This window comes from Myxacorys sp. (assembly GCF_059501405.1).
Window position 1 is genome coordinate 1 of record NZ_JCACCM010000155.1, and the last position, 11,012, is coordinate 11,012.

Consider the following 11,012-nt stretch of genomic DNA (forward strand, 5'->3'; position numbering starts at 1 on the left):
ATACCACGACTGCCTCAAGGCTAGTTTGTCCATTTCTTAATCATGCAACAAAGCCCAGTTCTTCGATAAACTTAGCCACATCCTCTCTCTCCTCAAACTGTCTAAAACTTCTAATCGAATGATTTAGAGCTTCTATGAGAGGACTATTCTTTTTTGCTGTATCCTGACTAGGCGATAGTCTCCTTGCCAACCAAAGTTGGTCTTCTTATGCCGAGAAACTCGAATACCTTATCCCCAACTGAAAAAGTTAAAGTCGCTTTAGACTGTTTACATCGTAAATTACTCGGTGACGCAAATGCAAGTAAGACGGTCGGGTAATGTCCTAGAGGTGTTGTTTGCGCTTAAATGGATAGTCCAAACGCAACTCGTTGCCTTCGGCTCACACGAAGCGTGCATGATGAACAGTCCAATCACCACATCATGCATCACAATCGACTTGGAAAAGCAAATCGTTTTGCGTGCCATAGCGCTTCGCTCCGCCAGAGGCGTGCGCTTAATCCGCGTTCGCAACGTTAAATGTTTCCGTTCAATCTTTTGAGTGTTCCGTTTCCCAATCGTGTGGAACACGGGAGCGATATGACGCTCATAAGCTCCCCCGCCATCGCTGTAGAACTGCATAATGCCAAACGGTTCCAACAAGGCTTTTAACTGCACAAATGCCTGATCTTTGCGATTGGCTAATACATACGCCAACACTTGACCCGTTCTATGATCAATCGCCCACCACAACGGGCGTTGTTGCTTTTTGGATTGCACAAAACTCCACATTTCGTCTATCTCTGCTTTGACTTCTGGATCATCTGCAAGGCAGAGCCGAACGATGGTTTGGGTCGGTTCTAGTTCAGCTAACACCGTTTCATTCACCGCTTTCAAGCGTGGACTTTTTTTTCAAGGTTTCCATCACGGTGGTCGTGCTAATGCCAAGCACTCGTGCGGTGTCTCGGATGCCACTCCCATTGATTGCCATCTCGCTGATCTGCTGCTTCACCTGCAAACCGTAGGCGGCATAGCTGTAATTTTGGATAAACGTGCTGCGCTCACAGTCAAAATTCCGGCAGCGATACCGCTGTTTGCCAGCGGCAGTCGTGCCGTGCTTAACTACGTCAATTCCGTCACAATCGGGACAATGAACTGGCTCTAAGACCATGATGCTGAAAGATTGAAAGTTCTCTCTTCCATTTCAGCAGATTCTCCAACCGACAACAACATGTCTAGGACATTACCGACCAAGGCTTATTGCTGTTCTTTTTGCCGCCTTACAGCGTTTTCGGTTTAATTCCGCCTAGCTACTTATCAGAGTATAAGAATGCTCACAACGAGAGGCCTCTCGTTGTGGGCATCAATCATGTTGATCGCCTGACTGAGTGATTAAACACAGCGAGCTCTATCAATCAATACGATCGCCTGATTAGGCACCTGTCGCTTAACTCGCTTTATAACCGGATTAACACATTACTTGTCCTTTGCAGAAACAGACGAAACCGTCGCTAGATTAAATTGGAGGGATGATGGACAAAATGGACAACCCAGAAAATCTGTTGAAACTGTTCCAGCAATGATCAGAAAATGGCTTATCGTTACACATTCTCTAAAACTTACTAAAAACATTGACAATGTCACTTGCAACAGAAGACTTTACCATTGGTGTTGAAGAGGAATATCAAATTATCGATCCCACGACTCGCGAACTGCGATCACGTCAGCAGCAAATTCTGCCGATCGCTAAAAAAGCGCTTGGTGAAGAAGTACAACCGGAAGCTCAGCTTTCGCAGATAGAGATCGGTACGCCTGTTTGTCGCTCGCTTTCTGAAGTACGCGCAGAACTTGTCCGCTTGCGCCGGGAACTTATTGCTGCCGCTGCCAAAGACGGCAATCAAATTGCCGCTGCTGGAGCGCACCCATTTTCCGAGTGGAAAGAACAGCAAGTCACGCCCAAAGAACGTTATCAAGGGCTGATGCGAGATTATCAACAACTGACCCGCGAACTCATGATCTTTGGCTGTCACGTACACGTTGGCATCAGCGATCCGGAGATGGCAATCCAGGTTATGAACCGTTCGCGAATATGGCTAGCACCGCTGCTGGCGCTTGCCGCGTCCTCGCCATTTTGGTTCGGTACGGATACGGGATATGCCAGCTATCGCACGGAAATTTGGGGCCGATGGCCCATATCCGGCCCACCGCTAATTTTCTCTTCACACGTCGAATACCAAACGCTTGTAGAAGCTTTGGTGTCAACTGGAGCTGTAGAAGAAGCGACAAAGATCTACTGGGATGCGCGTTTGTCAGAGCGTTACCCAACCGTAGAGTTTCGCGTTACAGATGTCTGCATGACGGTGGATGAAGCCGTAATGGTTGCAGGGCTGGTGCGCTCTTTGGCGCGGACTTGTTATGAACAAGCTCAAAGAGACAAACCATCCCCAGCCACGCGACACGAAGTTATACGCGCCGCCCACTGGCGTGCTGCCCGCTATGGATTAGATACAGAGCTAATCGACGTTGAGACAATGCGTGCCGTTCCAGCACGCGAACTCATTGAGAAGTTTCTAGGCTTCGTGCGCCCATCGCTAGAAGAGTATGGAGACTGGGACGAGGTTTCATCGCTCGTTCGGCAGACGATGCAGCAAGGCAATGGCGCAGCGCGACAGCGGGAAGTTTACAAACGTACCGGACGCTTGGAGGATGTCGTTGATTTCATCGTCGCCCAGACGCTGAAAGGTATTGATTAACTTCTTAGGGGTAGCAAAATGTTGGATGTTGCCATTGTTGGAGGTGGTGTTTCCGGGATTTATAGTGCTTGGCGGCTGATGCATTGTGATGTAACTACCTCTGAAACGCTGAAACATTAGGCGTCTTTCCATCCCGACGGTAAATTGAAGATTGGTGTGTTTGAGCGCAGCGATCGCATTGGCGGACGTTTATTTTTGATCTTAGCCTGTCAAAAAAGATCCTAAATGGGTTCTATAAACATCGATCGACCCTAATCACCAAAACGTGGAAAGAGCCAAAAGAATTCGGGGCATTGCTGAAAAGTAATGCCCCAAATTCGGAACTCGATAAATACCGAGAACGCCTGGTTCAGCATCTGAAGAAAACAGCTCAGTCTCTTGGCTTTGAACTTGTGCCCCACAGCCGCCTGCCGTCGAAAGTGTTTCTTGAGAGAAGGATATCGCGTTCCGGGATAGATTCATTTAGCATCAGCAACTTCTTGACATCTATTGGAGCATCGATGTCCTCTGAAGCCATAGTGTATAATCAGCATGCTTTGTATGTATTAAATACTACATTGGCGGTATTACGTGCATGGCAATTTGATCGACCCTTCTTTTTGTTCGACATGAGCCACTCACCTCTTTTTGATCGACTTGCTCACATCCTTCAAACGGTTCACTACTGTCAGCAACATCACCTTTCAACCCAAGATGGATTGGCGCATCTTGCCCATCTTTCGACCCAGCGTACAACACGGCGCAACCTACTCCTGCACATGGGAAGGCTCACTGCAACAGGCACAATCGCAGGCATCACTTCTGGTTATCTCCATCGTGCGATTGCCGCCCCTAATCCCAGTGCTCCTAAAGTTGCGATCATTGGGGCTGGATTAGCAGGGCTGACCTGTGCAGACGAACTCAGAAAACAAGGCATCATTGCCACACTTTACGAAGCAAGTACTCGCGTTGGTGGGCGGTGTTATTCGTTGAGTGGTACGTTCCCCAATCAAGTTGCTGAACGGGGTGGAGAATTTATCGACACGCTACACAAAACGATGCTGAGGTATGCCCAGGAATTTAATTTACCGCTTGAGGACGTGAATAAGCAGCCAGGAGAAACCTTCTACTTCTTCAACGGGCAGCGATATTCAGAAGCATCAGTCGTAGAAGAGTTTCGTGCTTTTGTCACTGCGATGCAGGAAGACTTGCGGTCGCTCTCTCAGCAACCTACCGCAGAAAACTTTACTGAACGAGATCGACAACTAGATCTCACATCGCTACAAACCTATCTCGACAATCGAGGTGCTGGAGACCTAATCAAGGCAGTGATCAAAGCGGCTTATATAGGCGAATACGGACGCGAGATTGATGCGCAAAGCTGTCTAGCATTTTTGTTATTTATTCACGCTGATCGACGCTCCAAGTTTCAACCGTTTGGAGTATTTAGCGATGAACGCTATCACGTTGTAGGTGGCAACCAAAAAATCGCGGAAGGATTGTACAATCGGTTGCAAAATCAAGTGCAATTGGGCAAACAGCTTGTTGCCGCTCGGAAAGATAGTGCAGGGAAGGTAGAACTTACATTCAGTGATCGCACAACTAATAAGTTTGATGCTGTGGTTTTTGCAATTCCATTCTCAACACTGCGTGACGTCGATCTACGCGGATTGCAATTGCCGTCTGAGAAGCAACGAGCAATTACAAATTTTGTCTACGGGAATAATGCCAAGCTCATGGTTGGGTTCACTAATCGTCCATGGGTGGAGCTTAGAAGCAATGGCTCTGCCTATGCAGATTTGTCGTATTTGCAAAACACTTGGGAAACGAATCCAATCAATGCAACCGCGCAACGGAGCATCTTAACCAACTACACGGGAGGCATCCTAGCAAGCAAATTAAACCCGAATCAGCTACAATCTGATGCCCAGCTCTTTATCAATGATCTTAATCGGGTTTTTCCAGGTGCTGCCTCTACTGTCCGTAGAACCAATAATCAGATTGTGGCTCATCTACAAGCATGGCAGCCGAATCCTTTTGCAAAAGGAAGTTATACCTGCAATGCTCCAGGGTATTTCACGACGATCGCAAACCTAGAAGGAAAACCTGTAGAGAACATCTTTTTTGCGGGCGAGCATACCAGTTCATTCTATGAGTGGCAAGGATTTATGGAAGGTGCAGCAGTGTCAGGAACTACAGCTGCTAAGCAGCTTTTGGCGCTTCTCAAAGGCAATCGTTGATCACTCTCAAGAAAAAGTGGGCTCATATGCAGTTTTGGTGAAAAGAGACAAGGAGAACCGCAAATTCAACGGTTGAGAAACCTGCCGATTTCAAATCATCAAAATTTGGGAAGAGCCCATTTAATTTGGCACTGTAAAGATCCAAACTAAACTGAGACACGACACCTGCCGTAGAGAACAAAGGAGACGAGATGCTGCAACGCGTTTGAGGAGAAACCGCCCTCCAGCAAACTAGCAGGCTATAGTCAAAGCAAGGCAACCTTCACCCATGCCCTGAGGAGCCTTGACGATGGAGCCTAGCAGTCAACCCACCGCAACTCTCCCTTCCTCCACCCTCGAGCATTTGCAAGGGGTGGTCGAACGGCTGACATATCATTCGGAAGACTCGGGCTACACGGTCGCACGGCTGAAGGTAGCGCGAGAACGGGACCTAGTGACGATCGTCGGCACGTTTGCCACGATTCAACCCGGACAAACTCTGCAGCTCACTGGGATGTGGCGAGACCATCCTCAGTACGGAGCTCAGTTTCAAGTGATGCAGTACCGAGAAACCAAACCGGCGACCCTCACGGGATTGGAGAAGTATTTAGGCAGCGGCTTGATTAAAGGCGTCGGACCGGTCACTGCCAAGCGCATCGTGGCGCATTTCGGACTGGACACTCTAGAAATCATCGAGACGCAGATCGAGCGCCTCAGCGAGGTGCCGGGCATTGCCCAAAAGCGCGTACGGCTGATTCAAGCGGCCTGGGAAGCACAAAAGGCCATCAAGCAAGTCATGCTCTTCCTACAATCGCACGACGTCTCCACCACCTATGCCGTCAAAATCTACAAGCAATATGGACAAGCGGCGATCGAGGTGGTCAGCCGCAACCCCTATCAGTTAGCGACCGATATCTATGGCATTGGCTTTGTCACGGCCGATACGATCGCTCGCAGTCTCGGAATTGCTCCAGATTCCGAGTTTCGCTACCGCAGTGGTCTGCTGCATGTGCTGGCACTCGCTGCTGAAGAGGGACACTGCTTTTTGCCGCAGCGCGAACTCGTCGAGCGAGCGGTGAAGCGGTTAGAACTTGCCGAGCATCGTCCTGACCCAGGGCAGCTGTTGGCGCTGACCCAGCAAATGGCAGCAGACCAGGAATTAATCCTGGAGCGGGGCGGAGATGGGTGGACCGGGGATTGCCTGTGCTATGCGCCGTCGTTTTTCCAATCCGAACAAAAGCTGGCCGAACGCCTGCATCAACTGGTGCAGCAACCGCTGTCGGTTGATCTGCCGCGTGTGCGGCGCTGGATTGAGCGATTTGTCGCTCAGACCGGACTGCACCTGTCCGAGCAGCAGCGGCAAGCCGTGGAATTGGCTGCTAGTCAGCGGATTTTAATCCTCACCGGCGGACCGGGAACCGGCAAGACGTTCACGACGCGCACGATCGTTGCGCTTTGGAAAGCGATGGGCAAAACAGTCGTGCTTGCCTCCCCCACCGGACGAGCAGCCCAGCGCTTAAGCGAGGTGACGCGACAGGAGGCCAAAACCATTCACCGCTTGCTTGAGTTCGACCCGAAAACAATGCGGTTCAAGCGCGATCAGGACAACCCGATTCCCGCGCAAGCGATTTGCATCGATGAAACGTCGATGCTGGATCTTTTCTTGGCCAACTCGCTGCTCAAAGCGATTCCCCTCGAGGCCCAACTGCTCCTCGTCGGTGACATCGACCAGCTGCCCAGCGTCGGTCCCGGAGCGATCCTGCATGACTTCATCGCCTCCCAGCAGATTCCCGTGGTGCGGCTGAGTCAGGTATTTCGTCAGGCGCAAGCCTCAGCGATCGTGACCAATGCCCACCGCATCAACCAAGGGTTGTTCCCCCGCCTAGAATCGGTTTCCGAGACACCGCAGTCCGATTGCCTATGGCTGAGTGCCCCTGAGTCCCATCCTGGCACGCAAGCCATCGAGGATGTGATGACCCACTTGATGCCGCAATTAGGGATTGACCCAGTGCAAGCCGTGCAAGTGCTGTGTCCAATGACACGTGGCGAGGTGGGCACCCGCCAGCTCAATAGGGTGCTACAAGCCTTGCTGAACCCGCCCCATCCAACCAAAGCGGAACTAGTGCGCTCGGGCGTGACGTTGCGGGTCGGAGATCGGGTGATTCAGAACGTGAACGACTATGATCGCGAAGTATTCAACGGCGATATGGGCAGGATTGGCAAAATTGATGTAGAAGAGCAGGACGTGACCGTGCAGTTTGGCGATCGGTGGGTCGTGTATGACTGGGCGGACCTGAACGAGCTGGGGCTAGCGGGAGCGGTGACGATTCACAAGTCCCAGGGCAGTGAATATCCGGTTGTCATTCTGCCGCTATACATGCAGCACTACCTAATGCTGTCGCGAAACTTACTGTATACGGGCTTGACCCGTGCGAAGCAGCTGGCGATTCTGGTGGGTTCGCAGAAGGCGATCGGGATTGCTGTCAAGCAAGTCAAGGATCGGCAACGCTATACCCTGCTGAGTCAACGACTGGAGCGATTTTGCGGCTTAAGCGCCATGAGTTAGTCTGCTTCAGATTAGAGATGAGCCTAATCTGAAGCAGTTAACCACACCTGACTCCCCACACTCCCATACTCCAATCTGCAGACAAGGGTTGATTCATTGGAAAACTGCTATAAACCTAGCTGTGTGGTTTTGAGGCGCTTGAGTTCTTTGAGCCGATCTACACTGCGATTTTCGCTGTCGTGAGGAACGTAATACCCGCTCCTGGATCAACGGGTAGTGATGAAATGAAATCGTTGCAGCGCCGGTTATGTTTCTAGGAGTTGTGCAATGAGGCAACGTCTAGTTCCCCCAGCTTGGGGCTCCACCATCCTTTCTCGGTCCGAAAATAAACCACATCTTTGTGTTTAAGGTCGCTGCGAGCTTTTGAGTTTGAGCAGCGCAACAGCACTTTCGGTTGACCGTCTTTTTGATAAGAATACTGCTCGAGCGGCTGCTGGCAGACGGGACAAGAAGCATTCGTTGACGTTGGCTGAGGTCGTTCGCTTGAGGTCGATTTTGCTTGCGGTGCTTCCCACTGTTTCGTGTACTCCGACCAAAACAGCACCACATTTTCACACCCCTCGACGCACTTGAGGAAGTATTTCTTTTTGACTTTTGCACTCGGAATTTTGGCAAGCGGTTTTTGACACTTCGGACAGCGAGTTTTTGATTTTTGCAGCTGCTTTTCGGGACGCGGCACGAGCGTCATGCTTAGATGTTGAGGAATTACGTGTTGTGCTTTGAGTAACGCGGGTTCAAAGTAGGTTTCGTTCCATTCGGTAAGATACTGTTGCCAATCTTGTTTGCCTTCAGCGATCGCGTCGAGAGAGCGCTCCATTTGAGCCGTAAATTCGGTTTGCAGCAACTCGGGTAGGGCATGGGCGAGGAAGCGATCCACCTCCCGTCCTAAAACTGTGGGCTGCAATGCACCTTTGAGCACGTCTACATACTGCCGCTCCTTCAGCGTCTGAATCGTGGGGGCATAGGTACTCGGTCGTCCAATTCCCTGCCGTTCCATACCTTGCACCAGTTTCGGTTCGCTATAGCGAGGCGGGGGCTGGGTTTGCTTCTGTTCGTGGGTGGCTTGGGTTAAGGTCAACGGCTGATGGGTCTGCACGAGGGGCAATTCCACCTCAGCACTCAGGTTATTCCAATACTTGCTGTAGCCCGCAAACTCAATCACTTGTCCTTTCGCCTGCCAGGAGATAGTGCCCGATCGCGTGACGATGCGCGTTTGTCGGACTCGTGCAGGCTGACACTGCGATGCAATCGCCCGTTTCCAAATCAGGACATACAGGGCAAAGGCATCACTCGACAATTCGACTTTCAATTGAGCTGAGGCACGATGGATATCAGTGGGTCGAATCGCTTCGTGTGCCTCTTGAGATCCTTTCACCTGGCGATGATGCGTCGGTTTCTTCGGCATATTCTCCGCATCGTGATTGATCAACCACTGCCGCGCCGCATCGCGATACTCTGGGCTGAGGTCAATGCTATCGGTGCGCATATACGTGATATGTCCCGCTTCGTAGAGCGACTGTGCCACCTGCATTGTTTTTTCGGGGCTAAACTTAAGGCGCGAGCCCGCCGCTTGTTGCAGCGTCGAGGTGACAAAGGGCGGTGGTGGGGTGCGATTCACAACTTTGCCATCGATCGACTCCACATGATGTGGAAAGGCTTGTGCTTGCCTAACTAACCGATCCGCTTCGGCTTGAGACAAAACTCGTTCCGATTCTAGAGCGGTACGATCGTGCACTGTGATTGCATCATCCGGTTGTGGTGCTTCGGGTTCTGCAGTTCCCTCGGTGCCACAGTAAAAGGCACGAAATCCCTCAGCATAATCGACGAACACATTCCAATAATCCTGCGGCACAAAGGCCTCGATTTGGCGTTCCCGCTCACAGAGGAGATGTAACGTTGCACTTTGCACCCGCCCCATGGACTTTGCCCCGTTCTGTAACTTCCAGAGCAACGGCGAGCCTTTGTACCCGACGAGCTTGTCAAGAACGGTACGGCAGAGACCGGCATCGACCAAGGCCTGATTAATTGATCTGGGGTTGGCAATGGCTTTTTTGACCGCAGCAGGCGTAATTTCGCTGTAAACAACTCGCTGTGGGTGTTTCAGGTTCAAGGCTTGCTGAAGATGCCACGCGATCGTTTCGCCTTCGCGATCATCGTCGGTCGCCAGCACGACCGTTTTGACTTGTCGAGCCGCGGTTTTGAGTTGATCGATCGTCTCTTTGCCACGCGTTCCTCTAGGTACAAAGCGACAGCGAACGGTACGATCTCCAAGATCGAATCCCAGCGAATCAATCCCATCCTGAGCCAATTCCCGTACATGTCCCATGCTCGCCCTGACGAGCCAATCAGAGCCCAGAATTTGGCTGAGCTTTTTGACTTTGCCAGGGCTCTCGACAATTAGCAGCTTCGTGGGCATCACTCAGGAGAACGAGAATCACTTAAATTGCAGCAGGACACATGCACTATTCCACTTTATCGTACTGTCGCGTTCCGTGCTTTTTGACATCGATCCCCCACGAGACTTTATGATCTTCGCTTGCGGTTTCCAGATGGCCAAAATCGATCATCGCTCAAGCAGTCGTTTCCCTAACCAAGGACAGTACGGTCCTGGCTAATTGAGCAGGCTCGATTGGTTTGGCCAAATAGCCTTGGAAGCCAGAATTGATAGCCTGCTCCGCATCTTCTTCTCGGGCATAGGCAGTTAGGGCAATCGCCGAGAGTGGTCTCTCTTGGTGAGTTGGGAGGGCGCACTTGTTGTAGCAGCGTATAACCATTCCTACCGGGCATGCCAATGTCGCTGACCAACACATGCGGTTGGAAGAACCGGATATTCTCCTTGCTGATATTGGAATGCCCGAAATGGATGGCTATAGGTTGTTGCGACACGTCCGAGCGTTGGAGACGGAACAGGGCGATCTGCCAACTTCAGCGATTGCTTTGACTGCCTATGCAGGGGAAGCGGATCATCAGCAGGCATTAGCAGCAGGATTTCAATGTCATTTGTCTAAACCTGTTGAGCCAGAAGCATTATTACAGGCAATTTTAGGATTAATTCGCACCTGAACTTCATTGCCGCTACCCAGTTCCTATTTTTACGGCTAATTCGTATCATAGATTCAGAAAAAAACAAAAGAAGAATTGCTTGAGGAGTTGACACAGTTACATCAATGGGGTCAGGAATTGGAACAACGCGAGAAACAGGGTTGTGTTGCAGAGATAGTAAGTGGGGAAGCTTAATTTTCTCTAGCTTTGTAGGTAGGGGAAGAAATCGTTGCCGTGATGCAAGGTCTTTTACACCAGCAATTGGTCATCGGAGGAAATGCACCACAGCTTGAGTAGAACTCTAAAACGCAAACACTCCAGTGAAATTAGATCCATTTGGTCACAGCAAGGCAAAAGCCGTGGCTAGATGAATGCTTAGGACGGTGAAGGTCACGGTTAAACCGCCCTTTGATGATCCTCATTTCCACAGGTCTTGTATCTTCAGAGTTAAGGGAGGTAGACCGTCACAGGTCTGGT

6 protein-coding genes and 1 pseudogene are annotated in these 11,012 nt (G+C 50.7%); 4 read left to right on the forward strand and 3 right to left on the reverse strand.

All coding sequences use genetic code 11. From position 1 onward, the window contains the following. Positions 1-396: 396 nt before the first annotated feature. Positions 397-1,147: pseudogene (locus AC5I6P_RS21555) on the reverse strand (IS1 family transposase); the annotation flags it as partial. Between the two features lie 466 nt (positions 1,148-1,613). On the opposite strand from AC5I6P_RS21555, the gene AC5I6P_RS21560 reads away from it, so the two are divergent. Next, a complete protein-coding gene (locus AC5I6P_RS21560; protein WP_495695821.1) occupies positions 1,614-2,729 on the forward strand; it encodes a carboxylate-amine ligase in 1,116 nt (371 codons plus the stop codon). Positions 2,730-2,984: 255 nt separating this feature from the next. On the opposite strand, the gene AC5I6P_RS21565 is transcribed toward AC5I6P_RS21560, so the two are convergent. Beyond that, positions 2,985-3,191, reverse strand: coding sequence for a hypothetical protein (locus AC5I6P_RS21565; RefSeq protein WP_495695822.1), 207 nt, complete (start codon positions 3,189-3,191; stop codon positions 2,985-2,987). A 146-nt stretch (positions 3,192-3,337) separates the two neighbouring features. On the opposite strand from AC5I6P_RS21565, the gene AC5I6P_RS21570 reads away from it, so the two are divergent. Both AC5I6P_RS21570 and recD2 read left to right on the forward strand, forming a co-directional pair. Beyond that, positions 3,338-4,948 carry a flavin monoamine oxidase family protein gene (locus tag AC5I6P_RS21570; protein WP_495695823.1) on the forward strand — a complete coding sequence of 537 codons (1,611 nt, stop codon included), beginning with the start codon at positions 3,338-3,340 and terminating at the stop codon, positions 4,946-4,948. 289 nt (positions 4,949-5,237) lie between these two features. Beyond that, positions 5,238-7,493, forward strand: coding sequence for an SF1B family DNA helicase RecD2 (recD2, locus tag AC5I6P_RS21575; RefSeq protein ID WP_495695824.1), 2,256 nt, complete (start codon positions 5,238-5,240; stop codon positions 7,491-7,493). A 253-nt stretch (positions 7,494-7,746) separates the two neighbouring features. Here recD2 and topA read toward each other — a convergent pair whose 3' ends face one another. Next, the gene (gene topA / locus AC5I6P_RS21580; protein ID WP_495695825.1) at positions 7,747-9,909 is read right to left on the reverse strand and encodes a type I DNA topoisomerase; all 2,163 of its coding nucleotides are present in this window, start codon (positions 9,907-9,909) and stop codon (positions 7,747-7,749) included. Between the two features lie 392 nt (positions 9,910-10,301). Here topA and AC5I6P_RS21585 point away from each other — a divergent pair, with 392 nt between their 5' ends. Beyond that, complete coding sequence (locus AC5I6P_RS21585; protein WP_495695826.1) at positions 10,302-10,556, forward strand: response regulator; 255 nt, start codon at positions 10,302-10,304, stop codon at positions 10,554-10,556. Positions 10,557-11,012: the final 456 nt, after the last annotated feature.